We start from the raw sequence: 24,773 nt of genomic DNA, 5'->3' as shown, positions 1-24,773 counted from the left end.
GAGTGCTTATGCGGTCAGGAATGCATTATGTTTCAGACTTTGCCGTGGAGAGGTCAGGGAAATGTCGTGGAAATATCGCCCCCGCCTGAAAATCACATCGCCAAGCCTCCGCGCCCGGTGATCGGCCTGGCGCTGGGTGGCGGGGCCGCCCGCGGCTTTGCGCATATTGGCGTGCTGCGTGTCCTCGAAGAAGCTGGATATGATGTGGATGTGATCGCCGGCACCTCGATCGGCGCCGTGGTCGGCGGCTGCTATATCGCCGGCAAGCTCGACGCGATCGAGGACTGGGCCCGCAGCCTCACCAAGCGCCGCGTCCTCAATTTCCTGGACTTCAATTTCGGCGGCAGCGGCCTGATCTCCGGCTCCAAGCTGGCACGCATGCTGCACGACGGCCTGAATGGCGTCCAGATCGAGAATCTGCGCATGCCCTTCGCCGCCATCGCCACCGAGATCGGCCCCGGACATGAGATCTGGCTCACGCGTGGCAATCTCGTCACCGCCTTGCGTGCCTCCTATGCCCTGCCCGGTATCTTCGAGCCCGTGCGTGTCGGTGGACGCTGGCTGATGGATGGCGCCCTGGTCAATCCGGTGCCGGTGTCGGCCGCCCGCGCCCTTGGCGCGCGTGCCGTGATCGCCGTAAACCTCAATGGCGAACTGACGGGACGCGGCGGCGTGATTCATACGTTCGGCGCCGATTCGGATCTGGACGATCCGCCGGTGCCCAACCGCCGCATCCGGGGGGCCGGCGCCCTGGGCGCGGCCAAGTCGCTGGTGCGTCGCCGCTTCGGCTTCACGGCACAGCCCGCGATACGGCGCACGCGGAACTCGCCCGGCATCCACACGGTGATGATGGAGGCCTTCAACATCACGCAGGACCGCATCTCCCGCTCCCGCCTCGCCGGCGATCCGCCCGATGTCTCGATCGGACCGCGCCTCGGTCGCATCTCAGCCTTCGATTTTCACAGGGCTGCCGAAATCATCGAGCTCGGCGCCGATGCGGCCGTCAAATCGCTCGACGCCATCAAGGAGACGATGGAGGCGCTGGCCTGATCCCCCCGAGGCGTCACGCCTGAAGGATCGCGCTAATTTCCGGCCTCGAGATATGGCCGACCTCGTAGCGCGTACCAGCATCGCCGGCCGGCTCCCCCGCCGAGAGAGCGAAATGTACGATCTGCCAGGATTGCGGATCGACCGCCAGGGCCGAGAGACAGACGCCCGGCTGCCCTACTCTCTCCGCTGCCTGCTCAAGGGCGGACGAAACCGCCAGAGAGGGATCGATGTCGGGCGGCATGGCTTCCTCGCGGATTGTAGCTGCCGTCGCAGCGCTCAACGGCTCCGCACCGGCGAGACAGGCTGCGCCTATCCAGTGCCGCACCGGCGGGCGGCCGAAGGAGGAGACGATGCCGCCGAATCCACGCCCGCCCCAGAGGAAACCGCCCATTCCCTCGGCTGAGGCCCAGAGATAGAAGGTGGCGTATTGGTTGACAGGCGAACCGGCGACACCTCTTTCGCGAACCAGATAAGCCTTCAGGCCAAGTCCCGGAAGATTGTCGAGCAAAGGCCCCTTGGTGGCGATGCGCTCGCGGATGATGCCCATGTCGTACTCGGCCGGGAGCGTGATGGCGTAATGCATGGCGTACATGGCTACCTCCTCAAGCCACTTCTTCCACCGCCAGCTGGGCGAGGCCGTTGCTGAACGACCAGCCATCGCGCTCGGTCGTCGTGATAATGATCATCACATCGTCGGCACGAATGCCGGGGGCCTCGCCGAGCAGGGTAACGAGCCGTTGATAGAACTGTTTCTTCGTCGCCGTGCTGCGTGGCCGGCCCGCCGTGATGGCGATCACGACGAAATCATCCGAGCGCCGGCCGGCGAAATAGCTGCGGTCATAGATCAGGGCGCCGGGCTCGAGCTCCTCGACGATCTGGAAGCGATCATCAGCGGGCACATCAAAGGCTTCGACCAGCGCGCGATGAACATTGTCGGCAAGGGCGCGGCGATACTCGGGCGACCTACCCCTGGTGAGCGAAATTCTGGCGAGCGGCATGATGCGTTTCCTTCGATGGGTCTCAAGGCCTGCTGCCTTGACCCGCGCATCATGCACCCGCATAATCATGCAGAAAATCAGGAAATTTTTGATCATCAATCCCATAAAATGGGACGATTTCTATGCGCCACATCAATCTCGATCTTGACGTCCTGCGCAGTTTCGTGACCGGCATGGAACTCGGCAGTTTCGCACGGGCCGCCGATCATCTCGGACGCTCAACCTCCGCCGTCAGCGCGCAGCTGAAGAAGCTGGAGGATCAGGCCGGCACGCCGATCTTTCGCAAAGCCGGGCGTGGCCTGGCGCTGACGGAGGCGGGCGAAACGCTCCTCGCCTACGCCCGTCGGCTGCTCGATCTCAACGATGAGACCATGTCGGCGCTCGGAGGCGGCGATCTCACCGGCAATATCCGCTTCGGCGTGCAGGAGGATCTCGGCGAGACCCTGCTTCCCGAGATCCTCGGCCGCTTCGCCCGTGCCCATCCCAAGGCGCGGATCGAGGCCCGCCTGTCACGCAATGCGGATCTCCTGCGCCGGTTGGCCTCGGCCGAACTCGACCTGGCCATCACCTGGGGCGACTATACGGGTGCGGCATCGACGGGCGTCAGTGGCGAGCATCTCGCCGATGTGCCGATGCGGTGGATCGGCCCGGCGAACCCTTCTCTCATCGAGAAGCTGCCGTCGAAAGACGAACCCGTGCCTTTGGTGATGTTCGAAGCACCCTGCCTGTTCCGCACCGCCGCGACGGAAGCGCTCGACCGCGCCGGCATCCCCTGGCGCATCGCGGTCACCAGTTCCAGCCTGTCCGGGCTCTGGGCTGCCGCCGCAGGCGGGCTGGGCGTCACCTTGCGCACCGAGATCGGCCTGCCCGGCCATCTCACGGCGTTCGACGCCACGGCCGGCCTGCCGGTTGCCCTGCCCACGGTGCCGCTGCTGCTGCACAGTACGCAGGCCCAGCAGAGCCCCGCCATCGACCGGCTTGGTGACATCATGCGTGAGAGCCTGCGCCAGCCCCTGGCGCACAGGCGCGCGGCTTAGGCTGCGCTGCGCAGTTTTGGGGGCGAGTCTTCAGACCCGGCTCTTGGCACGCAAGGCCTCACACGAAGCGGATCTGAAGACCCGCCCCCGGGCCACGTCAGGCGGTGATGTAGTCGCGCATCGCCTGTGTCTCGGCTTCCATCTCGGCGAGCCGAAATTTCACCACGTCACCGATCGAGACGATGCCGATCAGCTTGCCGTTCTCGACCACGGGCATATGCCGGAACTTGCCAGTGGTCATCCGCTCCATGATCGAGGGAATGGTGTCGCTCTCGCGCACCGTCTCCACCTTGGCGGTCATGTGCACCTTGACCTTGTGCTCGAATCCTTCGGCCGCGTTCTTCGCCAAGGCGCGGACAATGTCGCGTTCCGACAGGATGCCGGCAATCGAGCCGTCTTTTTTGGTGATCAGCACCGCGCCGATGCGCTTCTCAGCCAGGGTTCTGGCCGCTTCGGCAATGGTGTGGTCCGGCGACAGGGTAAAGATCTCCCTGCTCTTGCCTCTTAGAATATGTGCAACGGTCATAAGCACTCTCCTCCGACTGCATTCCGCTTGCCGCGTCTTTTGTTGGGGGAGAGGCCCTGGCGAGGGACGATCATCCCCTGAAAGGAGATGATGGCGCTTGCCGCCGCGTCGCGCAAGTCTGGGTTGAACGCGCCGCAATATTGAATCGATTTACGAATCTTACGATCAATCACCTTCCCCCGCCTTGGCGATGAAGTCGATCACGGTCTTGCGCTGCTTGGGATCGTCCATGCCGGCATAGACCATGCGCGTGCCCGGTACCACTGATTGGGGGCTGGCGATGAAACGGTCAAGCGTCGCCTCGTCCCAGGCCAAGCCGCTGTTGCGCATGGCATCCGAGAAAGGATAACCGGCCAAAGTGCCCGCCTTGCGCCCGATCAGGCCCTCCAGCACCGGCCCCGTCGCCATGCGGGCGCCCTTGCCGATCTGGTGGCAATGGGCGCAGGGCCCGAAGACGGGATCGAAAGTCGCGTCGGGTGGACGGATGTTTACCGCCGCCGGCATGTCGGGAGGCGCCGCCGCCCGCTGTTGGCTCTGAAACGCGATCACCACCCCGGCCGCGATGCCGGCAAGCCCCGCAGCCAGACCAAACCAGATGACCCGGTTCACGACTCGAGCGCCCGGCGCATCTTCTCGATGGCTTCGTCGCGTGGCGCCTGGTAGTCGATCAGCGTTACCAGATTGCCCTTGGCGTCCATCATGTAGACGGCGGTGGAGTGGTCGAAGGTGTAGCTGTCCCCCTCCCCGACCTTCTTCACATAGACACGGAACTTCTTGACCACGTCGGCGATCTGCTCGGGCGTGCCCGTGGCGGCGGTGATGCGCGGATCGAAGCTCTCCAGGTAGGATTTCAGCAACTGTGGCGTGTCGCGCCCCGGGTCCACCGAGATGAAGACGACATTGAACTTGTCGCCATCGGGGCCGAGCGCCTTCAGCCGGTCCGTCATGTCGGTGAGCGTTGTCGGGCAGGCGTCCGGGCAGTTGGTATAGCCGAAGAAATAGGCCGTCGGCTTGCCGAGGAAGCTTGCTTGCGTGATCGGCTTGCCATCCTGGTTGACCAGGCTGAAATCACCGCCGATCAGGCTGGTCTGCTGCGGCGCCCGCCCGCCGACGCCCATAGTCAGCGCCAGGGTGACGCAAGCCGCGGCGAGGACGCAAAAAAGGGCGGCGAGGATGATGATCTGGAGGCGGTTGGTCTGAACGCTCATGCCGGCCTCCTCTCACTGTGCGTCATGCTCAGGAGCCTTGGCCCCGAGCGATTCGACCTTGAACTTCACGTTCACGGTGCCGGCCTTCTCGAATACCAGCGTACCGTCGATCTCGTCGTCCTTCTTGAGCTGCTTCTTCAGCCCGGTAAACATCAGATGGACGGCCGAGGGGTTGAGCTCAACCTGGCCATGGGCGGGAATTTCGAGTCCGCCTTCGACGGGCGCCATCGACATCACGCCATCTTTCATCGACATCTGGTGGATGGCAAAGCCAGCGGAGGCGGCAAAGCTGCCGCCGGTGAGCTTGTCCGGCTGGTCGCCCGTGTTCTCGATGACGGCATAACCGCCACCGACCGGCGCTCCCTGGGGCGTCGCCCGGGCCCAGGGATGGTGGATGACCAGCGTGCCGGCCTTGTAGTCATGGGCGGTGGCGGGGGCGGCGAGCAAGGCGCTAAGCACCAGTGCGCCGAAAAGAGGGAGGAGTTTCATGGCAGAACCTGAACGGAATCGAGCAAGCACAGGTGCTTGCGAAAAACATGATAGGAAAGATCGAATGCTGTTCAGGCAGTAGGCGGGCCGCGGGGCCAGGCGGCGCCCGAGCCAAGCTGGCCCATTGTCCGCGCAGAAGAGCCCGGGCGAAGCGTCAGGACCTCCGGAAAACGGATAATGCGGAGAGTGAGGTCGGCCTGCGGCTGGAGCGGCGCGAGGCGCAGCGCGCATTGATCGCAGGAATGGCCGAGATGGCTCTTCGTCCTGCCATCCGCCTCTGTGCCGAATTGGCAGAGCGTGATGACCGTGCCGGCAATGATAACGCTATTGCCAGTGCCATCGTCTCCAGTCGCCGCGACAACACGACTCATGCCGTTGAGCATGAGCGCCAAGGCGATCAGCGCAGCAAGACAAAGCCGCACGAGCGGGGCGTGGCAGAACCGGACCATGCCCCTATGCAGCGGAGCCGCCGCCGAAAGTCAAGGCGGCGGATCGCAGCGCATTGGGTGTGCAGGTCTCCGACACCCACACATCGACTACGCCCTCTTAAGTTTAATCGTCGCGATAGACGCGTTCGCGACGTTCGTGACGTTCCTGCGCTTCGAGCGAGAGGGTGGCGATCGGCCTGGCGTCGAGACGCTTCAGCGAGATCGGCTCTCCCGTTTCTTCGCAATAACCGTAGGAACCATCCTCGATCCGGGAGAGGGCCGCATCGATCTTGGAAATCAGCTTACGCTGACGATCCCGGGCGCGCAGTTCGATCGCGCGGTCGGTTTCCGAAGAGGCGCGATCGGCCAGATCAGGATGGTTTTCGTTTTCGGCCTGCAGATTGGCGATGGTATCCTGTGCTTCGCGCAGGATATCGAGCTTCCATGCGTTGAGCTTACGGCGGAAATAATCCCGCTGGCGCTCGTTCATGAAAGGCTCATCGTCAGTCGGCCGATAATTGGTATCCACACTCAATGCAGGCATGTAAGAATCCCAACACTCCGCTACTGGGCGACAGGTCTATAGTCTCAGTGACGCTCCACGACAATCATCTTCGTTGTCACCGATTTGTCTAAAAACAGAAAGCTGTGCACGGCGCTCCCTCGGCTCACTCCTCCTTTACCTTGTCCTTCATGATCAGCCCACCCGCGACATCGGTCACGCCGGGCCGCGGCAGGACATCGAACGGCATCGGCCGTGTCGCCATCATTGCCGCAAGGCCAAGGCGTGCAATGAGGATGCCATTCAGCACCCCCTCTCCGAGCTTGGCCGAAATTCGCGAGGCGATGCCATGGCCGAGGGCCTGGCTGAGGATGGAATCGCCCGCCGCCATGCCACCGGTGATGGCGAGATTGCCCAGCGCATGGCGCAGCAGGCTGATCATGCCGAGCCCGCCCGGCCGGCCGCCATACAACGTTGCGAGGCGGCGGATCACCCGAAGCGTCTCGGCCCCGACAAAGAACATGTCGACCAGCGCGCGCGGGCTGACGGCGGTGACCAGCGAAACACGCTTGGCGGCATCGGCGATGATCAGTCTGGCTTCAGCGTCGAGCGGACCCATCAATTCGCGCTCGACCACACGGATGAGATCAGCGCCATCGACGATATCGCCGGCGGCGGACTCCACGGCGGCACGCGCCCGGGCCATGCGGGGATTGGCCCCGTAGAGTTTCACGAGATCGCGGGACAGGCTTCGGGCGGCGTCCCGGTCGTCCTTCGCAATGGCGGCGACAGCCCTGTCATGCAGGTGCTCGATGCGCGATAGCCGCATCAGGCCGATGATTTCCCGGATGGCGATGACGAGAAAGGCCAGTGCGGCTATGCCGGCAAGCGCCGCGCCCACCCAGCCCAGCCAGCTCGCATAGGAGAAGAGATCATCGATCAGCTTGGTGACGGAAAGGCCGACGGCGAGCGACACCAGGCCGCCGACAGCCGACCAGAAGATCGCGCCCCAGCGGCTGCGGCGCGGGCGCACGGGCTCTATCTCGGGCACCTCCTCGAAGATCTCCGGCTCCGGCGTCACCACGACATGGCCGCGCTTCGCCGCCGCGGCAACGGGCGTATCGGCCATCACCACATTGGGATCGTCGAGGCGGAAGGCGCGCGGTTTGCGGGGGTCCGTCGTCATTCTCTCATGCCAGTTTGTCGCCGATCAGGAATTCGAGCGTCCGGTCGAGGCGAATATGGGGAAAGATCTGACCTTCTTCCAGTTTTGGCGGCCGAAAGCGGATGAAGCGGTAGTCGACGCCTTCGCGCTGCCCGCTCTCCAGGCCCATGAAAGTGCCGCCCTTGAAGACCGCATTGGGATTCTCCGGCAATTCGCCGGGGAAGACGGCGATCTCGGCCACACCATCGAACACCTCGTCCGCCGTCTGTTCGCCGGCAAGTGGCGTGCCGATGATGCAGGGCAGCGTCTGCCGACCCTGCTTGACGCTGGCCTCGCGCGTCGCCCGCACCGAGGCCAGCGCCACGACATCGACCGCGGCGCCTGAAAAAGAGGCACGCTTGATGGCGCTGTCAGCCATCTTGCGCAGGATGGCTTCCAGCTTGTCATGGCTGGTGTGGTGGAGATGGTCCGCCTTGGTGGCGGCGAACAGGATCTTCTGGATGCGCGGCCGGAAGATCGCCGACCACCAGCTGTTGGCGCCGACGCGGAAGGCCGAGAGCACGGAGGTCAGCGCCGTCTCGAGATCATGCACCGCCTGCGGGCCGGCATTGAGGGTCGAGAGTGCGTCGACGAGCACGATCTGGCGGTCGAGCTGCGCAAAATGCTGGGTGAAGAAGGGCCTGATGATCTTGTGCTTATAGGCCTCGTAGCGCCGCTCCATCATGGCGTGGAGCGAGCCGGGCTGTGCCTCCCCCGCCTGCGAGAGATCGAGCGGCGAGAAGGTCAGGGCCGGCGAGCCTTCGAGATCGCCCGGCATCAGGAAGCGTCCCGGCGGCAGTGTGGAGAGCGCGAAGCGTTCGTCACGGCCGGCCCGCAAATAGGCGGTGAAGAGGCTCGCGGCCTCGCGCGCCACCGCCTCGTTCTCGGACGCGGCGGGATCGAGCGAAGCGAGGAAGGCGTGCCACGGACCGGCGATGGCGAGGCGCGAGCCCTCGCGGCTGGCGGCCAGCGTCTGCGCCGACCATTCGGCATAGCTCATGTTGAGGAGCGGCAGGTCGAGCAGCCATTCACCGGGATAGTCGACGATATCGAGGGTGAGGCGTGACATGCCCGAAGCGAAGCGCCGGTTCGACTGGAAATCGATGACGAGGCGCAGCTCGGAGATCTGGCGGGTGGACTCGGGCCAATGACGATCGAGCCCACTGAGATCGGCCAGGTGGGTCTCGTAGTCGAAGCGCGGCACGGTGTCGTCAGGCTGGGGCGAGAGATTGGCGCCGGCCACGCGCCCCTCGGCCTGCGCGCGGAAGACCGGCAGGCGACCGCCCTCGATCAGCGCCTGCACCAGCGCGGTGATGAACACCGTCTTGCCGGCACGCGACAGGCCGGTGACACCAAGACGGACAGTGGGATTGAAGGTGGAAGTCGCAAAGCCTGCGAGGCTCCTGGCCGCGATCAGCGCTTCGTCGAACACGGATACCCAGGAAGAGGCTTGTGGCGGCATGATGCGGCACATCTAGGGGGAACAGGCCGAAAATTCCAGAGATGGAATCAAAAGGCGGATCTTGAGGGCGCTGGTTTTCCAGCCGGCTCTTCCTTCGCGGCGGGCGCGGCGCCTGTCGGTGTGCCGGTCTTCAGACCGGCATGTTCGCCACCCTTTGGCCCTGGATGCCGGTCTGAAGACCGGCACACCTTCGCGCCCTCTCGGCAGCGGCATCGCTTCCAAGATGCCGACTGAAAAGCCGGCGGTCCCAGCTACGACACCACATTCCGCAAGAAGCGCAGCAGCCCCTCCCCTGTATTCACATAGCTGTATCGTTGCGCGCTGTCGAAGATCAGGAAATCGCCCACCTCGACACGATGCTGCCGTTCCGCCGTCTCCACCACCAGCGTGCCCTCGATCACATAGAGCATCTCGCGCCAGCCCTCGCTGTCCGGCAGGGCGTCGTAGCGGTCGCCGGGGCCAAGGGCCCAGGTCCAGAGTTCCGCCGAGTTGCGCGCCGGCGCGGCGCCGAGGAAGGAGGCCTGGCTCCCGGTATGCCGGCCTCGCCAGCCGGGCTGGTCGACCCTGCGGTTATCGGCCATGTCGGGCGCTCGCACCAGGGTGCCGAAATCGACGCCCAGCGCCGTCGCCAAGCGATCGAGATTGGCGAGGGAGATGTTGGCATCGCCCCCTTCCACCGCCACGATCAGCCGACGGCTCAGGCCAGCGGCGTCGGCGAGCGCCTGCTGGCTGAGCTTGGCCCCTGCCCTGAGGCGCCGGACGTTGGCGCTGACATGTTCGAGTACCTCGCCCACACTGCCCTCTCGCTTGACTGCGCATTATAATGCACATACGAATGAGCAATATAATGCGCATAGGCAGCGCTGGCAATCAGGAGCGGACCATGAAGATTCGCAATTTCGGCGTCGAGATCTGGATGAACGGCTACGAGACGCGCTGCACGCATAACCTGGCCGAAACCTGCGTCGAATCCCTCACCATCGCCCAATTGCTCGCGATATCGGGCCAACCCGAAAGCGCCCTCGCCGACCTCCTGCCGATGAAGATGACCTATGGCGCCATCGAGGGCAGCGAGAGGCTGCGCCACGCCATTGCTGGGACTTATGCCAGGCAGGATATCAACAATGTCTTGGTCACGCATGGCGCGATCGGGGCGAATGCGCTGGTGCATGAGACTCTGGCCGAGCCAGGCGACAGGGTGATATCGGTGCTGCCGACCTATCAGCAGCATTATTCCATTCCCGCGAGCTACGGCGCCGATGTGCAGATCCTCAAACTGCGGGAGGAGAACGGCTTCCTGCCCGACCTGCAGGAGCTGAGCCGCCTCGCCACACCCGGCACCAGGCTGATTGCCATCAACAATCCCAACAACCCCACGGGATCGCTGATGGACGAGACCATGCTCGCCGAGATCGCCACGATCGCACGGGCCTGCGGCGCCTGGGTCCTCTGCGACGAGGTCTATCGCGGCGTCGACCAGGAGGGCGATGGCTTCACCGCCTCGATGGCCGATCTCTATGAGAAGGGCATCAGCACGGGCAGCATGTCGAAAGCCTATTCGCTGGCCGGGTTGCGCCTCGGCTGGATCGCCGCGCCGGAGGGACTGATCCGGGCCGTTTCCATCCATCGCGACTACAACACCATCAGCGTCGGCATGCTGGACGACCATTTCGCCGCCCTGGCGCTGGAGAACCGTGACAAGGTACTGGCCCGCAGCCAGGCCATCACGCGCGGGAACCTCGCCATCCTCGACGCCTGGGTACGGCAGGAGCCGGCGATCCGCTATCTCAAGCCGCGTTCGGGGACCACGGCACTGTTGAAATACGATCTCAACATGCCTTCGGAGCAGTTTTGCATCGAGCTGCTCGAACGTACCGGCGTGCTGCTGGTGCCGGGCAGCGCCATGGACATGGAGGGGTATCTGCGCATCGGCTATGCGAACGGCACGGACATATTGCGCGAGGGGTTGGCGCGGATCAGCGACTTCCTGAGAGAAATCTAACTGGGAGCGCGGACATCCTGTGCGCCTCTTGGAAACGCCGCATTCGACGACAAAGGGAAGAGCGGACAAGATGTCCGCGCTCCCAGCGCTATCGCCTGATCGCCGTCACGGTCGCCTCGGCATTTGCCTTGCGCATCGCTGCCGCGACTTCCTTCGACACCACGGTCTTGCCGATCGGTGCGAGGGCGATCTCGGCGAGCTTCAGGTGCTGGATGCCGAAGGGAATGCCGATGATGGTCAGGAAGCAGGCGACGGCCGAGATGATGTGGCCGATCGCCAGCCACAGGCCGGCGAAGACGAACCAGATGATGTTGCCGATCAGTCCGACCGGGCCGGTGCCAATGTCGTCTTTCTGATGCAGATCACGCCGGCTTACCGCTTCCCGCCCGAAGGGGAAGAAGCAGAAATTGCCGATGGTGAAGCAGGCCCAGCCCCAGGGGATGCCAACGATGGTGATGAAGGCGATGAGGCCGAGCAGCCACCAGGCGAGCCCCATGAACACGCCGCCCAGGACAAACCAGATGATATTGCCGATCGTGCGCACGCAAGCATCCCCTGATTTGCAGACCACATGTAGATAGGTGCTCCGGGCGCTATTACGAGTTGCGCGGGTCTGTCTTCTGCTGACCCGCTACGCATCCAGCATCTTGGGCGTGAGGAACAGTACCAGCTCACCCTGATGGCCGGTGATGGTGGCCCAGTCGCCGATCTCGAAGTCGAGCACGGCCAGCGCCGCCGTCGGAAATTTCTCGTCGAGCGGATCGGCCGCCGTACCGCCGCCCTTGACCAGGAAGGAGGCCGTCCGTTCGAGGCCCGGATTGTGGCCGACGATCAGCAGGCTGGCGACAGTGGGCTCCACCGCCCGGATGACGCGCAGGATCGCCTCCGGCGAGGCCTCATAGATTGCCCGTTCATAGCGCAGTGAATGCGGGCCGAGATAGGGCTCGATCAGCGTGAAGGTTTCACGCGTACGCAAGGCAGTGGATGCGATGACATGGTTGGGCAGCAGCGCCCGCCTCGCCATCTGCTGGCCCATGCGGGGCGCATCGCGGCGCCCGCGCGGGCCGAGCGGGCGCTCATGATCGGACACACCGGCGGGATAGTCCGATTTGGCATGGCGCAGCAGCATCAGTCTCTTCATTGCCGCACCACTTAAGGTTTTTTTGCCAAAGCAATGATTTCAGGGCGATATTCGAAATGCATGGTGTCGTAATGATACCATTTTCCGCCCCAGATGAAGCCATGCTTCTCGAACAATTCGACAATCTCCATCGGGATCTTGTTCTTATAGGTGACCTTGTCAGTCTCCTGCTTGGCGCCGCTCCAGCGCCAGTAGTCGGTATACTTAACATTGATGTCGATGGCCGCGGCATAGGCATGCATGCTCATGCGCACAGTGCCGGCAATCGCCCGGCAATTATAGGTGCCGGCCGAGGGCTTCAGATAGACCTGGAACCTGGCCGGGAGGGCCTCGAGATCGCGCGAAACGGCTTCCAGATGCTCGGCAACACCGTTCGCCGCGGCAACCTTCAACGTACCGCCCTTGAGCGAGGGCAGCCACTGGATGGTCTTCATTTTCACCTGCCCCTTGGTGCAGTCGCCATAAAGGGCATCGAACAGGGCCTGGTTGCGCGCGCGGCCAGGATCGTCGGCAGGCGTTTTCGGGATGGGGTAGTTCGCGCCCAGCGTATAGGGCATGGCGAACATGTCCATGATGTCGGCATGGGTGACCCGCTGCTCCGGCGTCTTGTCGGTGACGCCGTTGGAGAGCGGGATATGGTTGCCGTTCTTCAGGATCAGGTCTTTGGCGTCATAGCCGGCGATCACATCCGGATAGGCGGCCACCAGGGCATCGAGCGCGGGATCGGCGAGGGCGGGCGAGGCCATCGCGCCGGTGGCGGCAAGCGCCAGCAGGCCGCAGCGGAGCATGGCCCTCATTGACCTGCCTCGGCGCGCTGGATCAGGGCGACATTGGCCTTCTCGACAGCGCTCAGCTGCACGTCCCAGGTCCAGGGCCGGTACCAGGAGAACTGCGAGAAATAGGCGCGCAACTGCTCGTCCTTCATGAAGCGGCCGCGGCGGGCATAGATCTCGTTGCGGGCGAAGCGCAACTGCTGGCTGTTGAGACTGGCGACATCGTTCCAGTTCAGGCGCCTTGTGCCCGAATCGGGCAGGATGAATTCCGGCCGGCTCGGCTGGGGCGGCGGCTCGTTGGAAGCCTGCTGCTGGAAATCCTGCTGCGGCTGTGGCTGGAATCGAGGCTGGGGTTGCGGTTCTGGCTGCGCCTGAACTTGAGGTTCCACGGCGATCGTCTTGACGGGCTGCGGATTTTCCACCGTGCCGGCCATGGCGAAGGAGCCGATGATGGCTTCGTTCACCCAGGGCGTCTGGCCGCCCTGGGTCGACTGGTCCACATCCGCCCGGACCTGGCCGAACATCTGGCGGATGTCGAGGCCGGGCGTCTCCATATGGGCGAGCAGGGCCGTGGTGAAGGGCGAGTTGCGCCCCGAGCCGTCCTGCGCCACCGAGCCCGGCGCGGTGGAGAAGGCGATCAGCGTGCCCTTGGCCGAGGACGCATCGAGATCGATGCGCGCCAGGCCCCGCGTGCCGGCGCCGCGCACCAGCGTGCGCGTGAGCGGGTTGTCGCGGCAGGAATCGAGAATGACGATCTTCACCTTGGGGGCGGCGCTGTCCACCAGCTCCAGCAGCTTGTCGAGCGAGAGCGCCTGGGTGTCGAGATCGAGCTCGTCCGAGATCTTGGCCGAGACCGGGATCAGGTAGTTCCGGCCCTTCACCTGCACGCCATGGCCCGAATAGAAGATCACCACGCTGTCGGCATGGTCGGCATCGCGCAGGAAGGCCCTGAGGCCATCGTTCATCGCCTGCAGGTCGCCGTCCTTGACCAGGGTCACGGCATAGCCGATCCGCCCCAGCGAGGCGGCCATGTCGGCGGCATCGTTCGGCGGGTTGACCAAAGGCGTCACCGACCGATAGGCGCCGTTGCCGATCACCAGCGCCGCCTTCGGCGCGGCCTGGGCCCAACCCGCCGCAAGCAGCCCCAGCAGCAGGAAAAAGCACCAGAGGGAACGTCGCATCATCATGGCCCGGCCGGCTGTTGAAAACCGAGGAAGAGTATCGCCCTTTGTTAACACATCGAGCGCGCGAAAACACACATGTGGCGCCCGTCGTGCCGTAGGCATGCACGAAATTTTCACCATTGCTGCCGTTTGGTGACCACATCTGTGGCAGCTTTGCCACGGCTTCCAACTGTCTCATGAATCGAGGCAATTCAGCCGATTTCTGGCTTGCAAGGGAACGGCGCTTCCGGCCATGAAGACCTATGTAAGTATTGCGTCAAGACTAAAAGGGGCCGTGGATTTGAGCCAGGCAGCCAGCACTGGATGGAAGGGTTTTTCGCGATCCGCAACGCTTCTCTGCGCGACTGTGGCCCTTCTCGCGCCCCCTTTTGCCGGAAGCGCACTTGCCGACGACGATGATACGCCGATGCATTTCAGCATCGTCGCCTCCGGCAAGACCTGCCCTGGCTGCGTCGTCATCAACGCTTCCGGCCAGATCGTCGACGAGACCTCGCGCAGCTTTGCCGCGTTCCTCTCGCAGAATCGCCTCGACGGCGTCCTGCCGCCCGAACCCGGCGACGGCCAGCCGCAGCCGGCGAACGCTCCCAAGGTGATCGTGGCCTTCGAATCCGTCGGCGGCAAGGTGCAGTCGGCCCTGATCATCGGGCGGCGCATCCGCAAGGCCGGCTGGACCACGGTGATCGGCCAGGCGCGGCTCATGGCCGGCAAGCCCGTCTTTGAGAGCGCGGGCTGCTATTCCGCCTGCACCATGGTGATGCTCGGCGGCACCAATCGCTTTGTCGTGCCCCTTTCCAAGGTCGGCATCCACCAGTTCTCGCCCCAGTTCAACGACGGCGAGACTTTCGACGCGCAGGAGATGAACCAGATCGTGCGCGACTATGGCCGCGAGGTGGTGAGCGTCTATGATTTCGTGCATGCGATGGGCGTGACGGAGGCCTTCTTCACCACCACCTTGCGCACGCCCTTTTCGAGCCTCGACGAGTTGCCCAAGGATCAGTGGGTCTCGACCGGCGTGGCCACTGCCCTCTTGCCCGACGTGGAAGGGGCAGTACCGCTTCCGACCATCCTGGATGCCGCGAGCCAGAACGACCTGACCTCCTCGATCGCCAAGCCCAGCGTCGGTCTCAAGGCGCCCGATCCGGTCCAGCCGCGTACTGCGGCTTCCGAGAGCTGGACGGTCATCCATGCCGACGGCGCGGCGGTCACGGCGGAATTTACCAACCCCGAATATCGGGTCGCCCTCGCCTGCCAGGATGGCAAGACAGCCAAGCTCGACCTTTCATTCAAGGAATTGTCGCCGCTCGATATCGAGAAGCTGCGCGCCGCCGCCTTCTCGGCCAAGGTGCTCAAGATCGACGGGCGCGAAATCGCCATCGACAACGTCGCCACTCCGACGGATGGCGAGCAGAGTATCATCGCCTCCCTCGCCGTGAAGGACGTCAAGGATTTCACCTCCAGCGACGCCCTGATCTTCGCCGTGCTGAACAAGGCCGGCGAGCCTGTCGGCCGATCGGGCTCGATCCCGACCACGGGGGTGGCCAAGGCCATCGGCGACGCCATGGCTGGCTGCGGGGCTTGACCAGCCTCAGCCTCACGGCCTTCCGGAACTGCGCGCTTGGGTTCGGATTCGATCCGTCCGCGAAGGCGGGCAACTCGCCGTCCCTGTCATTGCGCGGGGGCCGTCAAGGCTCGAAACCAGTCGCTGAACAGCACGACAGGCTCCGCAGGCGGGATCCTGGTGATGATGAAGTAGTGCTGGTCGACTAGCGTCGCGATATCCGAGAGAATGACCAGGTCGCCGCGCTTGAGTTCTTCCCGGAATACCTCGGTCGGGCAGAGTGCCACGCCATGGCCTGCGATCACGGCGGTCGCCAGCAGGTTGAAATCCTGGAACACGGCGCCGTTGAGCGGAAAGGGCGCGGGCGCCCCTGCCTTGCGGAACCATTCCTCCCAGCCCGACTTCCCTTCGTCATGCAGCAGATCCGCTCGCGCGATGTCGGCCGGTCCCGCAATTGGTCCAAAACGCGTAAGATAGGCCGGGCTGGTTACCGGCTTGTTGGCACGCGAGAAGATCGCGGTGTTCTTCACCTGCGCCGCCTCATCCCGGCCCAGCGTGATCAAGACATCGAGATCGCCGAGCGGCAGTTTCTGCGACGCCCGCGCATATTGGACGTTGAGCTCGATGTCGGGGTGCATCTCGGAGAATTGCGCAAGGTTCGGCACGAGCCAGCGGGCCGCGATCGAAGGGATGCAGCCCACCGTGATCGTGGGCTTCGACACATGCGTCATGAGAGTGTCGACCCTCTCGGCAATCGCGGTGAAGCAGGGAGTAAGTGTCAGGCCCAATGCCTGGCCCTCCGCCGTAAGCGTGATACCGCGGGCATTCCGCAGAAACAGCGGCTTCCCAATCCACTGCTCGAGCACCTTGAGCTGATGGCTGACGGCCGAATGGGTGACACACAGTTCATCCCCCGCCCGCGATACGCTGCCGAGCCGCGCTACCGCCTCGAATGCACGCAAGGAATTGAGCGGCGGGAGCTTCAGCATATGTCGAAATATCTCACACGACCTGTTCAAACCTATCATTCGTTAAGCGCAGGAAAAAGTATTAAAGCCGTAGAAAGACAAGCAATCCGGAGCAAATCATGTTCGTGCGAAATTTGAAGAGCGTCGAGGGAAGTGAGTTTTTTGTGGAGTGGGGAAATGGCACCAGCCACCGGCTGCTGACCGAGTCCGACGCGATGGGCTTCACGGTTTGCCACACAGTGGTCCGGGCAGGCAGCGAGTCGCTGCTTGAATACCGGAACCATCTGGAGGCCTGCTACTGCATCGCCGGAGAAGGCGAGGTCGAGGATATGCGGGGCAACCGCTTCCCGATCCGGCCAGGAGACATCTACGTCCTCGACGAGCATGACAAGCACTATCTGCGCGGCGGCGCGTCCGATCTCGTGCTCGTCAGCGTCTTCAATCCGCCGCTGAAAGGCACCGAGCAGCATAGGTTGGATGGTGCAGGAGGATCGGCCTATTGATTTGCGGCAGCGGAAGAGCCTGCGACCGAATCGGTCCAGGCGTCCTGAGTATCCCGTGCAGGAAATTTACCGGCGGAAGCCTCTTCGGCCGGTCGCTGGACATGACTATTCCTCGGGCGAGGCCTATCCCCGCCCGACATCTTCACAGAGCGCGATGCCTACCTGCTCAGTGCAGTAGATCCGAATCCCAGGCCGCTTTCTTGGCCTCTTCCACGGTCGGATAGCGGTGATGGGCGGCTTCCGCCGCGACCTCGCCGGCTTCGTCGATATCGACAGTCTGCTTTTCCTCGCGCACCACCATCACCGAGCAGCCGGCATGGCGCACGATGGCACTGGCGTTCGAGCCGAGCAGATAGGTGGCGACGCTCGGCTGGTGCGAGCCGACCACAACGAGATCCGCACGCTGCTCTTCCGCAATCGCCAGCACCTCGTGATAGATGCCGCCGATGCGGACCACGCTCTGCACCTTGCCGCCCGGCAACTCGACGCTGGCGGCAAGCTCGGCAATCTGGCCCTTGGCCTTTTCGGCCACCTCGCCTTCGAAGCTCACGGGCACGGTATCGAGCATCATCAGCGGCATGATCGGGACGACATGCACGAGCGTCAGCGTCGCACCGCTGGTGTCGGCCAGCTTCACCGCGCTTCCGATGGCGAGCTTGGCGAGGCTGAGATCGGCGACATCCACAGGAACAATGATCGACTTGAACATGCTTCTACTCCTGTTGGCCGAGCATGGTCCGCGAATAGACGTCGCGGCGCCTGCTGCAGTTCAGAGAGCGCACCCTGGCCGTCTTGATGGACAGGCGATCAAATCGATAGGGAGCCTCCCGACGAACGGGAAACTCGTCTGGATGCAAAAAGGTTCAGAGCACGCCGAGCTTTTTTTGCAGCGAGGAGGAAGAGGTCGTGTACTGGAAGGTCAAGCGCTTGTCGGGATAGACATAGCGATGCGCTTTCTGGGCCATCAGCGCGCCTTCATGGAAGCCTGACAGGATCAGCTTCAGCTTGCCGGGATACCAGTTGATGTCGCCGATGGCGAAGATGCCGGGCTGCGAGGTCTCGAAGGTCTCGGTGGAGACCAGCACCAGTTCGTCATTGTGCAGGTCGAGGCCCCAGCTCGACACCGGGCCGAGCTTCATGGTCAGGCCGAAGAAGGGCAGCATGCGGTCGATGGACAGCCTATAAGTATTGCCGGAGTCCTCGCGGACCACGGCGCCGGAAAGCTCGCCCTCGGCGCCCTCCAAGCCGACAACCTGCCCAAACTTCAGGTCCATCTCGCCAGCCGCCGCCAGGGCGCGCATCTTTTCCACCGAATGCGGCGCGGCGCGGAAGGCATCGCGGCGATGCAGCAGCGTGACGCGCTTGGCCAGCGGCTGAAGGTTCAGCGTCCAATCAAGGGCGGAATCGCCGCCGCCGACGATCAGCACCGAACGGTCGCGGAAGGCCTCCATCTGGCGCACGGCATAGGAAACGGACTTGCCCTCATAGGCCTCGATCCCCTCGATCGGCGGCTTCTTCGGCTGGAAGGAACCGCCGCCGGCGGCGATCACCACCAGCTTGGTCTCGAACACTTCGCCGGCATCGGTGGTGACATGGAACAGGGGATCGCCGATGCGTTCGATCTTTTCGATCATGCGAGAGAGATGGAAGACCGGCGAGAAGGGCTCGATCTGCTTGAGAAGATTATCGACCAGCCCCTGCCCGGTCACCAATGGGAAGCCGGGAATGTCATAGATCGGCTTTTCGGGATAGAGCTCGGCGCATTGGCCGCCGATCTTGTCGAGGATATCGACCACATGCGCCTTGATATCGAGCAGACCGAGTTCAAACACGGAAAACAGGCCCACAGGCCCAGCGCCGACAATGAGAACGTCGGTTTTGATAATCTCAGTCATGATCTGTCCGATAGAGGCGCAAAAGGGCAGGAAGGTTGCCCAAAGACAACGAAGCGCAGCCTGTCGTCAACTGCGCAATTGTGATCAAGCCTGCATCGATAGGGTGAGGCCGTCGGAGCAAGTTCATGACCAGACACGAAACCAGCCTCTCTTATGCCGCCCGGATCGAACGGGTGCTTGGCCACATCGCCGAGCATCTGGACGACAGGCTTGATCTCGACGATCTCGCCGCCATCGCCTGCTTCTCGCCCTGCCACTTCCACCGCATCTTCGTGGCGATGACGGGCGAGACCGTAGCGGAGGCCGTGCGGCGGCTGCGCCTCCACCGCGCCGCGGTGGAGCTCAACCGCTCGCAGCGGACCATGCCACGTGTGGCCGCCCGTGCAGGCTATGGTTCGGTGGCTGCCTTCACGCGGGCCTTCTCCTGCGCCTTTGGCACGCCACCCGCCGCCTATCGTCGTCTTGGCCAGGATCTTCGCCCCGCTCCACCCCAAGCAGGAATGAAGACCATGACGCATGCACCCGCCCTCCGCACCGCCGTCCGCTACGACGTGACGGTTGAGGATTTCCCAGAGATCGAGCTCGCCACGCTGAAGCATCAGGGCGACTACCAGAGGATCGGCACTTGTTTCGACCGCTTGTCGAGCTGGGCCGGCGCATGCCGGCTTCTTGGCCCCGACACCAGGATGATCGGCATCTACTATGACGATCCGGCCGCCAAGCCGCTGAGCGAGTTGCACTCTGAGGCGGGCTTGACTCTGCCCGAGGGCACCGCGATCGAGCCCGACATGCAATGGCGCTCGGTCGGCGGCTACCCGGTGGCAAAGTTGGTTCACAAGGGTCCTTATGCGGATCTCGACGTCGCCTATGCCTATCTCTACCACGTCTGGCTGCCCCAATCGGGCCGCCAGCCGGGCGAGGCGCCCTGCTTTGAGGAATATCTCAACAACCCACGCCTTCTGCCGCCCTCCGAATGGCTGACGGCGGTGCATCTGCCGCTGGCTTAAAGCGCTCAGAGCACCTCGAAGAGGCTGTAGACCGGCCCGTCCGCGCGCCGGTCTCCCACGCCGACGGCCAGCATATGGTTGAGCCAGGCATGCTCCGGCGACGCGGTCTCAAACATCGCGTTGATGCGGAAATAGTAGTCGGCCGGATCGACGCGCGTCCCCTTGGCGAGTTCGGCCAGCACAGCCGGCGAACCATGGCGCAAGCCGCGATAGAACATGCCGATGAGGGCACCGTCACTTGTCTTGAGCATCAGGCGCACATCGAGGGTGGTGGCGCCATCTGGCCGGACGATCTGCCAGTCCGCGCCGCCGCCGAGCACCTCGCCCGAGAGGCGTTCCCCTTCGAATCGCCCGCCGGTGACCACGCCGACACGCCGGTCGCCATCCGGCGTGAGGCCCAGACGAATGATGGGTTCCACGTCGAGATGCATCACGAAAAGCGGCCTCGTCCGGATGCCCTTCTGGACATCCGGCAGGGTATCGAGCGACAGGGTGGACATGGGGATATTGCCTCCGCCAGGACGACTGATGGCGGTACTCTAGCTGCCAGAATGCGGAACGTCTCCTGTCATGGGCAGAGGAATCCGTCGGTAGGGCGAGATGAGGCGGAGAAGAATAGAGCGAGCCGAGTGCGCGCCCTCGCCCCGTTTACGGGGAGAGGATAGAGGTGAGGGGCAGCACTGACCTCTCCCCAACAGGCCTTTCGAAGAAGAACGAAAGAGCAGAATTTTTACCACGGGTCTTCGACAGGCCACTCACCTCTCGTAGAGCCAATCCCAGAAGCTCGCGCCGCCCCTCACCCCTATCCTCTCCCCGTAAGAACGGGGCGAGGGGACTTTGAAGGCGTGCCTTTTCTTATGGGTTTCATCTCGCTCAAGCGAGCAAGCCCTCAACCCTCATAGGTCACCACGATCTCGCCCACGCCCTCGCAGGTGCCGCGCAGCCTGTCGCCAGGCTTGACCGAACTGACCCCAGCCGGGGTGCCGGTCATCAGGAGGTCGCCGGGCGCCAATGCGACGTAACGCGACAGATAGGCGATCGCCTCCGGCACCGACCAGATCATCTGCGACAGATCGCCGGACTGCTGCACCTTGCCGTTGACGGTGATCTCGATCCTGCCCTTGGCGGGATGGCCGATCCTGGCAGCCGGCGCGATGGCACTGATCGGGCAGGACTGGTCGAAGCCCTTGGAGAGATCCCAGGGGCGCGCCAGCTTCTTGGCCTCGGCCTGGATATCGCGCCGCGTCATGTCGAGGCCGATGGCATAGCCATAGACATGCTCCAGCGCCTGCTCGACCGGAATGTCGCGCCCGCCCTTGCCGATGGCCACCACCAGTTCGACCTCGTGGTGCAGGTCCGACGTCTGCGCCGGAAAGGACAAGGCGCCACCAGGATTCACTGCATCGGCGGGTTTGGAGAAGAAGAAGGGCGGTTCGCGCGTGGGATCGGCCCCCATCTCGCGGGCGTGGTCGGCATAATTGCGGCCAACGCACCAGATTCGACGTACCGGAAAGACGGAACTTTCGCCGGCAACCGATACGAAGGCCTGCGGCGGTGGATCGATCACATACTGCATGGGCGCTCCAGGAGCAAAGCGCGTCTAAGCGTAAACGCTCTTTTGCTCTCACTCTTTGTTTCGACGCGTCTTTGCGATTCTTGCCGATGCCGTCAAATCGCAAAACGCTTTAACTCACTCGTACAGCACCTTCACGTGCTTCACGATCTCGGCAACGCCGAAACGCACCGGATCGGTGGTGGGCAGCCCCTCCGTCTCGGCAATCTCGGCAAGACAGGCTCTCGCTGCCGCCTCATCCAGGGCCTGCGTGTTGACGGCGATACCCACGCATTGGATGCGCGGATTGGTGAGCCGGCCGCAGGCGACAGTGGCGTCGATCACCTGGCGGATGGTCGGCAGCCTGGCGGGCACGCCGCGCATGGTGGTGCGGGTCGGCTCATGGCAGACCACGAAGGCATCGGGCTGCGCGCCATGGAGCAGGCCAAGCGTCACCCCGGCGAAAGAGGGATGGAACAGGCTGCCCTGCCCTTCGATCACGTCCCAATGCTGCGGGTCGGCATCCGGACTCAGCCATTCGGCGGCGCCGGAGATGAAATCGGCCACCACGGCATCGACGGCGACGCCCCGCCCGGAAATGAAGATTCCGGTCTGCCCCGTGGCCTGGAAATCGGCGTCGAGCCCTTGTGCCCGCATTTCCTTTTCCAACGCCAGGGCCGTGTATTTCTTGCCGACCGAGCAATCCGTGCCCACCGTGAGCAGGCGCAGGCCGGTGCGCTTGGTGCCCTGGCCGGTGGCGAAGGTCTGGCTGGGCAGGCGCACATTGTGCAGCGTCCGTCCATTGCGTTCGGCCGCCGCAGCGATCTCCGGCACATCCTCCAGCCGCTTGTGCAGGCCGGAAGCGATATCGAGCCCAGCATCGAGCGCCTCGACGATGCTGCGGATCCAGTGCTCGGGCAGAACGCCGCCGGCGTTGACGACGCCGACGACCATCGTGCGGGCGCCCCGCCTCTTGCCCTCGGCAATGTCGATATCCTCGAGGCCGAGATCGGCCTTGCAGCCGGGCAGCCTGAGCTGGCCGACACACCAGTCGCGCCGCCAGTCGACGATACCGGCGGCAGTCTTGGCCGCGAGCTGGTCGGCAACATCGCCGATGAACATCAAATAAGGCTTCTCAATCTGCATCCGGCCGCCGCCTGTTCGAAATCACTAGGGCGCACGGCCTCCTTCCAGACAGAAGAGACATGCGCTATCATATTGTTTGCACATAATCTTTTGCAAAGCAGCACTCGGCTTTTGCGGATCATGTTCATTTGACTAGTATGGCCAGCAATGATTCCCTCGCAAGAGCCAGTTTCGATCCGTGACGCGTGAACCGGAAATAGACGACAGTGACCTCGTGAAGGATGGGACAGCCCGGCTGGCGCCCACCGGGGCCTGGGTTGCGCGCAACTCCCGGCATCTCGAAAAGCTCGCGAACATCATGATGAACGCGGCGCCGTCGAACTCCACGGTGGAGTTCGATCTCGGCGGCATCTCGCAGCTCGACACGCTTGGCGGCGTGGTGATCGAGAATATCCGCGCCGCCTTCGGCGCCAAGAACTCGACCTTGCATATCGTCAACGCCAGCGAGGCGCAGTCCATCCTGCTGGCCGAGATCGCCGCCCAGAACATCACCGCCCCGCCCGCGCCGCCGGAGGCGCATCATCTGATCGAGCTCTTGGCCGATCTCGGGCTGGGCATGCGCAAGATGGCGCATGACGCCGTGAACATGAACGTCTTCCTGGGCGAGACCGTCAAGGCGATCGGTCGCCTCCTGACAGCACGCAGCCGTTTTCGCTGGGCCGCCGTGATCAACCAGATCGAGCTGATCGGCCTGCGCGGCGTTCCGATCATCTGCCTGATCTCCTTCCTGGTCGGCGCCATCCTGGCCCAGCAGCTCATCCTGCAGCTCAGCAACTATGGTGCGCAGATCTATGTCACCTCGGCGCTTGCCGTGCTGATGTTCCGCGAGGTCGGCCTGCTGCTCGCCGCCATCATGGTGGCGGGGCGGTCAGGTTCGGCCATCACCGCAGAACTCGGCTCGATGAAAATGCGCGAGGAAATAGATGCGATGCATGTGATGGGTATCGACTCGATGGAGGTGCTGGTGATCCCGCGCATCCTCGCCCTGATCATCTCGCTGCCCATGCTGACCTTCCTTGCCGCGATGGCAGGCATCTTCGGCGGTGCCCTCGTTTCCTGGGGCTATGGCGGCATCACGCCGACGAACTTCCTGCAGAATCTGCGCGATGCCATGACCATGCACACCTTTCTCGTAGGCCTTATCAAGGCGCCGGTGATGGCCTTGATGATCGGTATCACCGCCTGCATCGAAGGGATGAAGGTCGAGGGCTCGGCCGAGTCCTTGGGCCGCCAGACCACGGCCTCGGTGGTGAAGTCGATGTTCATCGTCATCATCGTCGATGGCGTCTTCGCCATGTTCTTTACGTCGATAAACTTCTAAAGGCTGTCGCCGGTATGCCAGATCCCGCCCAGCCTCCCGCGCCCTCCAAGGAAGTCATCCTGTCCGCCCGCGATGTGCGCGTGACCTTCGGCACACGCTTCATCCTCGACGGGCTGAGCCTCGACGTCTATCGCGGCGAGATCCTCGGCGTGGTCGGTGCCTCCGGCACCGGCAAGTCGGTGCTGATGCGCACCATCATCGGGCTGGCACCGCTCTATTCCGGCAAGATCGACGTGTTCGGCCAGGACTATCTCGCCTTGCCGCCGCGCGAGCAGCAGCGCGTGGCCAAGCGCTGGGGCGTGCTGTTCCAGCAGGGCGCCTTGTTCTCTTCGCTCACGGTGAAGCAGAACATCCAGGTGCCTATGCGTGAATATCTCAAGCTCTCGCCCAAGCTCCTGGACGAGCTCGCCATGCTCAAGATCGCGCTGGTGGGGCTGAAGCCCGACGCCGCCGACAAGCGTCCGTCCGAACTCTCCGGCGGCATGATCAAGCGCGCCGCCCTCGCCCGGGCGCTGGCGCTCGACCCCGATCTCGTCTTCCTGGACGAGCCGACATCGGGCCTCGACCCTATTGGAGCTGGGGAATTCGACGATCTCATCGCCACACTCAGGCAGACTCTGGGATTGACCGTCTATATGGTGACCCATGATCTCGACAGCCTTCATGCGATCTGCGATCGCATCGTGGCCGTTGGCGAAGGTCATGTACTGGCTCAAGGCCCCATGGAGACGATGCTCGCTTCCGAACACCCCTGGCTGCGCGCCTATTTCCACGGCCCTCGTGCCCGCGCCGCCCTGGCATCCTCCTCCAAGGGTTGAT

Annotated in this window: 29 protein-coding genes; 8 read left to right on the top strand and 21 right to left on the bottom strand. The window is 63.7% G+C overall.

All coding sequences use genetic code 11. From position 1 onward, the window contains the following. Window positions 1-66 precede the first annotated feature (66 nt). Entirely contained in the window at window positions 67-1,050 is a 984-nt protein-coding gene (locus QQL24_RS08590) for a patatin-like phospholipase family protein (RefSeq protein ID WP_284311565.1), read from the top strand. 13 nt (window positions 1,051-1,063) lie between these two features. On the opposite strand, the gene QQL24_RS08585 is transcribed toward QQL24_RS08590, so the two are convergent. Together QQL24_RS08585 and QQL24_RS08580 are read right to left on the bottom strand one after the other, a co-directional pair. Further along, window positions 1,064-1,642: a DUF4865 family protein gene (locus QQL24_RS08585; RefSeq protein WP_284311564.1), complete on the bottom strand. Its 579-nt coding sequence runs from the start codon at window positions 1,640-1,642 to the stop codon at window positions 1,064-1,066. A 10-nt stretch (window positions 1,643-1,652) separates the two neighbouring features. Next, window positions 1,653-2,048 carry a tautomerase family protein gene (locus tag QQL24_RS08580; RefSeq protein WP_284311563.1) on the bottom strand — a complete coding sequence of 132 codons (396 nt, stop codon included), beginning with the start codon at window positions 2,046-2,048 and terminating at the stop codon, window positions 1,653-1,655. A 122-nt stretch (window positions 2,049-2,170) separates the two neighbouring features. Here QQL24_RS08580 and QQL24_RS08575 point away from each other — a divergent pair, with 122 nt between their 5' ends. Next, on the top strand, window positions 2,171-3,085 hold the full coding sequence (locus tag QQL24_RS08575; RefSeq protein ID WP_284311562.1) for a LysR substrate-binding domain-containing protein: 915 nt from the start codon (window positions 2,171-2,173) through the stop codon (window positions 3,083-3,085). A gap of 97 nt (window positions 3,086-3,182) precedes the next feature. Here the strand turns inward: QQL24_RS08575 and QQL24_RS08570 are convergent, their stop codons facing one another. The 9 genes from QQL24_RS08570 to QQL24_RS08530 all read right to left on the bottom strand — a co-directional run bounded on the left by QQL24_RS08570 (window position 3,183) and on the right by QQL24_RS08530 (window position 9,698). Beyond that, window positions 3,183-3,611 (bottom strand): CBS domain-containing protein, encoded by a 429-nt coding sequence (locus QQL24_RS08570; protein WP_284311561.1) that lies wholly within the window; start codon window positions 3,609-3,611, stop codon window positions 3,183-3,185. Between the two features lie 165 nt (window positions 3,612-3,776). Further along, window positions 3,777-4,220 (bottom strand): c-type cytochrome, encoded by a 444-nt coding sequence (locus QQL24_RS08565; RefSeq protein WP_284311560.1) that lies wholly within the window; start codon window positions 4,218-4,220, stop codon window positions 3,777-3,779. Continuing rightward, window positions 4,217-4,819, bottom strand: coding sequence for an SCO family protein (locus QQL24_RS08560; RefSeq protein WP_284311559.1), 603 nt, complete (start codon window positions 4,817-4,819; stop codon window positions 4,217-4,219). The genes QQL24_RS08565 and QQL24_RS08560 overlap by 4 nt, the downstream gene beginning before the upstream one ends. 12 nt (window positions 4,820-4,831) lie before the next feature. Further along, the gene (locus QQL24_RS08555) at window positions 4,832-5,308 is read right to left on the bottom strand and encodes a copper chaperone PCu(A)C (protein ID WP_284311558.1); all 477 of its coding nucleotides are present in this window, start codon (window positions 5,306-5,308) and stop codon (window positions 4,832-4,834) included. Between the two features lie 71 nt (window positions 5,309-5,379). Then, on the bottom strand, window positions 5,380-5,757 hold the full coding sequence (locus QQL24_RS08550) for a hypothetical protein (protein ID WP_284311557.1): 378 nt from the start codon (window positions 5,755-5,757) through the stop codon (window positions 5,380-5,382). A 103-nt stretch (window positions 5,758-5,860) separates the two neighbouring features. Further along, window positions 5,861-6,280 carry an RNA polymerase-binding protein DksA gene (dksA, locus tag QQL24_RS08545; RefSeq protein ID WP_284311556.1) on the bottom strand — a complete coding sequence of 140 codons (420 nt, stop codon included), beginning with the start codon at window positions 6,278-6,280 and terminating at the stop codon, window positions 5,861-5,863. A gap of 124 nt (window positions 6,281-6,404) precedes the next feature. After that, window positions 6,405-7,424, bottom strand: a complete 1,020-nt coding sequence (locus tag QQL24_RS08540) for a YcjF family protein (protein ID WP_284311555.1) — start codon at window positions 7,422-7,424, stop codon at window positions 6,405-6,407. A 4-nt stretch (window positions 7,425-7,428) separates the two neighbouring features. Continuing rightward, window positions 7,429-8,904 (bottom strand): YcjX family GTP-binding protein, encoded by a 1,476-nt coding sequence (locus QQL24_RS08535; RefSeq protein WP_284311554.1) that lies wholly within the window; start codon window positions 8,902-8,904, stop codon window positions 7,429-7,431. A 251-nt stretch (window positions 8,905-9,155) separates the two neighbouring features. Beyond that, window positions 9,156-9,698, bottom strand: a complete 543-nt coding sequence (locus QQL24_RS08530) for a helix-turn-helix domain-containing protein (protein ID WP_284311553.1) — start codon at window positions 9,696-9,698, stop codon at window positions 9,156-9,158. An 89-nt stretch (window positions 9,699-9,787) separates the two neighbouring features. Between QQL24_RS08530 and QQL24_RS08525 the strand changes: the two genes are divergently transcribed. Further along, window positions 9,788-10,906, top strand: coding sequence for an aminotransferase (locus tag QQL24_RS08525; RefSeq protein ID WP_284311552.1), 1,119 nt, complete (start codon window positions 9,788-9,790; stop codon window positions 10,904-10,906). Window positions 10,907-10,994: 88 nt separating this feature from the next. On the opposite strand, the gene QQL24_RS08520 is transcribed toward QQL24_RS08525, so the two are convergent. The 4 genes from QQL24_RS08520 to QQL24_RS08505 all read right to left on the bottom strand — a co-directional run bounded on the left by QQL24_RS08520 (window position 10,995) and on the right by QQL24_RS08505 (window position 14,001). Then, on the bottom strand, window positions 10,995-11,450 hold the full coding sequence (locus tag QQL24_RS08520) for a YccF domain-containing protein (protein WP_284311551.1): 456 nt from the start codon (window positions 11,448-11,450) through the stop codon (window positions 10,995-10,997). An 87-nt stretch (window positions 11,451-11,537) separates the two neighbouring features. Continuing rightward, entirely contained in the window at window positions 11,538-12,047 is a 510-nt protein-coding gene (locus QQL24_RS08515) for a SixA phosphatase family protein (protein WP_284311550.1), read from the bottom strand. 11 nt (window positions 12,048-12,058) lie between these two features. Continuing rightward, window positions 12,059-12,844, bottom strand: a complete 786-nt coding sequence (locus QQL24_RS08510; protein WP_284311549.1) for a M15 family metallopeptidase — start codon at window positions 12,842-12,844, stop codon at window positions 12,059-12,061. Next, the gene (locus QQL24_RS08505) at window positions 12,841-14,001 is read right to left on the bottom strand and encodes a caspase family protein (protein WP_284311548.1); all 1,161 of its coding nucleotides are present in this window, start codon (window positions 13,999-14,001) and stop codon (window positions 12,841-12,843) included. The genes QQL24_RS08510 and QQL24_RS08505 overlap by 4 nt, the downstream gene beginning before the upstream one ends. A gap of 409 nt (window positions 14,002-14,410) precedes the next feature. Here QQL24_RS08505 and QQL24_RS08500 point away from each other — a divergent pair, with 409 nt between their 5' ends. Beyond that, the gene (locus tag QQL24_RS08500; protein ID WP_284311547.1) at window positions 14,411-15,583 is read left to right on the top strand and encodes a hypothetical protein; all 1,173 of its coding nucleotides are present in this window, start codon (window positions 14,411-14,413) and stop codon (window positions 15,581-15,583) included. Between the two features lie 86 nt (window positions 15,584-15,669). Here QQL24_RS08500 and QQL24_RS08495 read toward each other — a convergent pair whose 3' ends face one another. Next, a complete protein-coding gene (locus QQL24_RS08495; protein WP_284311882.1) occupies window positions 15,670-16,548 on the bottom strand; it encodes a LysR substrate-binding domain-containing protein in 879 nt (292 codons plus the stop codon). A 101-nt stretch (window positions 16,549-16,649) separates the two neighbouring features. Between QQL24_RS08495 and QQL24_RS08490 the strand changes: the two genes are divergently transcribed. Beyond that, window positions 16,650-17,033, top strand: a complete 384-nt coding sequence (locus tag QQL24_RS08490) for an ectoine synthase (RefSeq protein WP_284311546.1) — start codon at window positions 16,650-16,652, stop codon at window positions 17,031-17,033. A gap of 166 nt (window positions 17,034-17,199) precedes the next feature. Here QQL24_RS08490 and QQL24_RS08485 read toward each other — a convergent pair whose 3' ends face one another. Next, window positions 17,200-17,742, bottom strand: a complete 543-nt coding sequence (locus QQL24_RS08485) for a universal stress protein (protein ID WP_284311545.1) — start codon at window positions 17,740-17,742, stop codon at window positions 17,200-17,202. 154 nt (window positions 17,743-17,896) lie between these two features. After that, window positions 17,897-18,928, bottom strand: coding sequence for an NAD(P)/FAD-dependent oxidoreductase (locus QQL24_RS08480; protein ID WP_284311544.1), 1,032 nt, complete (start codon window positions 18,926-18,928; stop codon window positions 17,897-17,899). A 125-nt stretch (window positions 18,929-19,053) separates the two neighbouring features. Between QQL24_RS08480 and QQL24_RS08475 the strand changes: the two genes are divergently transcribed. After that, window positions 19,054-19,935 (top strand): AraC family transcriptional regulator, encoded by an 882-nt coding sequence (locus QQL24_RS08475; protein ID WP_284311543.1) that lies wholly within the window; start codon window positions 19,054-19,056, stop codon window positions 19,933-19,935. Between the two features lie 5 nt (window positions 19,936-19,940). Here the strand turns inward: QQL24_RS08475 and QQL24_RS08470 are convergent, their stop codons facing one another. The 3 genes from QQL24_RS08470 to dgcN form a co-directional block, all read right to left on the bottom strand. Next, complete coding sequence (locus QQL24_RS08470) at window positions 19,941-20,435, bottom strand: DUF3237 domain-containing protein (protein ID WP_284311542.1); 495 nt, start codon at window positions 20,433-20,435, stop codon at window positions 19,941-19,943. 389 nt (window positions 20,436-20,824) lie between these two features. After that, the gene (locus tag QQL24_RS08465; protein ID WP_284311541.1) at window positions 20,825-21,511 is read right to left on the bottom strand and encodes a fumarylacetoacetate hydrolase family protein; all 687 of its coding nucleotides are present in this window, start codon (window positions 21,509-21,511) and stop codon (window positions 20,825-20,827) included. A 114-nt stretch (window positions 21,512-21,625) separates the two neighbouring features. After that, window positions 21,626-22,633: an N-acetyltransferase DgcN gene (dgcN, locus tag QQL24_RS08460; RefSeq protein ID WP_284311540.1), complete on the bottom strand. Its 1,008-nt coding sequence runs from the start codon at window positions 22,631-22,633 to the stop codon at window positions 21,626-21,628. A 214-nt stretch (window positions 22,634-22,847) separates the two neighbouring features. Between dgcN and QQL24_RS08455 the strand changes: the two genes are divergently transcribed. Together QQL24_RS08455 and QQL24_RS08450 are read left to right on the top strand one after the other, a co-directional pair. Next, window positions 22,848-23,954 (top strand): MlaE family ABC transporter permease, encoded by a 1,107-nt coding sequence (locus QQL24_RS08455; protein ID WP_284311539.1) that lies wholly within the window; start codon window positions 22,848-22,850, stop codon window positions 23,952-23,954. A gap of 14 nt (window positions 23,955-23,968) precedes the next feature. Further along, window positions 23,969-24,772 carry an ABC transporter ATP-binding protein gene (locus tag QQL24_RS08450; protein ID WP_284311538.1) on the top strand — a complete coding sequence of 268 codons (804 nt, stop codon included), beginning with the start codon at window positions 23,969-23,971 and terminating at the stop codon, window positions 24,770-24,772. Window position 24,773 lies beyond the last annotated feature (1 nt).

Source organism: Labrys miyagiensis (assembly GCF_030160835.1).
GTDB classification, from domain to species: Bacteria; Pseudomonadota; Alphaproteobacteria; order Rhizobiales; family Labraceae; genus Labrys; species Labrys miyagiensis.
This window is presented reverse-complemented; position numbering and strand designations above follow the sequence as displayed.

Coding starts and splice junctions, on each gene's coding strand:
- QQL24_RS08585 (WP_284311564.1), bottom strand. CDS start 1,642: ATGTACGCCATGCATTACGCCATCACGCTCCCGGCCGAGTACGACATG.
- QQL24_RS08580 (WP_284311563.1), bottom strand. CDS start 2,048: ATGCCGCTCGCCAGAATTTCGCTCACCAGGGGTAGGTCGCCCGAGTAT.
- QQL24_RS08575 (WP_284311562.1), top strand. CDS start 2,171: ATGCGCCACATCAATCTCGATCTTGACGTCCTGCGCAGTTTCGTGACC.
- QQL24_RS08570 (WP_284311561.1), bottom strand. CDS start 3,611: ATGACCGTTGCACATATTCTAAGAGGCAAGAGCAGGGAGATCTTTACC.
- QQL24_RS08560 (WP_284311559.1), bottom strand. CDS start 4,819: ATGAGCGTTCAGACCAACCGCCTCCAGATCATCATCCTCGCCGCCCTT.
- QQL24_RS08555 (WP_284311558.1), bottom strand. CDS start 5,308: ATGAAACTCCTCCCTCTTTTCGGCGCACTGGTGCTTAGCGCCTTGCTC.
- QQL24_RS08550 (WP_284311557.1), bottom strand. CDS start 5,757: ATGGTCCGGTTCTGCCACGCCCCGCTCGTGCGGCTTTGTCTTGCTGCG.
- dksA (WP_284311556.1), bottom strand. CDS start 6,280: ATGCCTGCATTGAGTGTGGATACCAATTATCGGCCGACTGACGATGAG.
- QQL24_RS08540 (WP_284311555.1), bottom strand. CDS start 7,424: ATGACGACGGACCCCCGCAAACCGCGCGCCTTCCGCCTCGACGATCCC.
- QQL24_RS08535 (WP_284311554.1), bottom strand. CDS start 8,904: ATGCCGCCACAAGCCTCTTCCTGGGTATCCGTGTTCGACGAAGCGCTG.
- QQL24_RS08525 (WP_284311552.1), top strand. CDS start 9,788: ATGAAGATTCGCAATTTCGGCGTCGAGATCTGGATGAACGGCTACGAG.
- QQL24_RS08515 (WP_284311550.1), bottom strand. CDS start 12,047: ATGAAGAGACTGATGCTGCTGCGCCATGCCAAATCGGACTATCCCGCC.
- QQL24_RS08510 (WP_284311549.1), bottom strand. CDS start 12,844: ATGAGGGCCATGCTCCGCTGCGGCCTGCTGGCGCTTGCCGCCACCGGC.
- QQL24_RS08505 (WP_284311548.1), bottom strand. CDS start 14,001: ATGCGACGTTCCCTCTGGTGCTTTTTCCTGCTGCTGGGGCTGCTTGCG.
- QQL24_RS08500 (WP_284311547.1), top strand. CDS start 14,411: ATGCATTTCAGCATCGTCGCCTCCGGCAAGACCTGCCCTGGCTGCGTC.
- QQL24_RS08490 (WP_284311546.1), top strand. CDS start 16,650: ATGTTCGTGCGAAATTTGAAGAGCGTCGAGGGAAGTGAGTTTTTTGTG.
- QQL24_RS08485 (WP_284311545.1), bottom strand. CDS start 17,742: ATGTTCAAGTCGATCATTGTTCCTGTGGATGTCGCCGATCTCAGCCTC.
- QQL24_RS08480 (WP_284311544.1), bottom strand. CDS start 18,928: ATGACTGAGATTATCAAAACCGACGTTCTCATTGTCGGCGCTGGGCCT.
- QQL24_RS08475 (WP_284311543.1), top strand. CDS start 19,054: ATGACCAGACACGAAACCAGCCTCTCTTATGCCGCCCGGATCGAACGG.
- QQL24_RS08470 (WP_284311542.1), bottom strand. CDS start 20,435: ATGTCCACCCTGTCGCTCGATACCCTGCCGGATGTCCAGAAGGGCATC.
- QQL24_RS08465 (WP_284311541.1), bottom strand. CDS start 21,511: ATGCAGTATGTGATCGATCCACCGCCGCAGGCCTTCGTATCGGTTGCC.
- dgcN (WP_284311540.1), bottom strand. CDS start 22,633: ATGCAGATTGAGAAGCCTTATTTGATGTTCATCGGCGATGTTGCCGAC.
- QQL24_RS08450 (WP_284311538.1), top strand. CDS start 23,969: ATGCCAGATCCCGCCCAGCCTCCCGCGCCCTCCAAGGAAGTCATCCTG.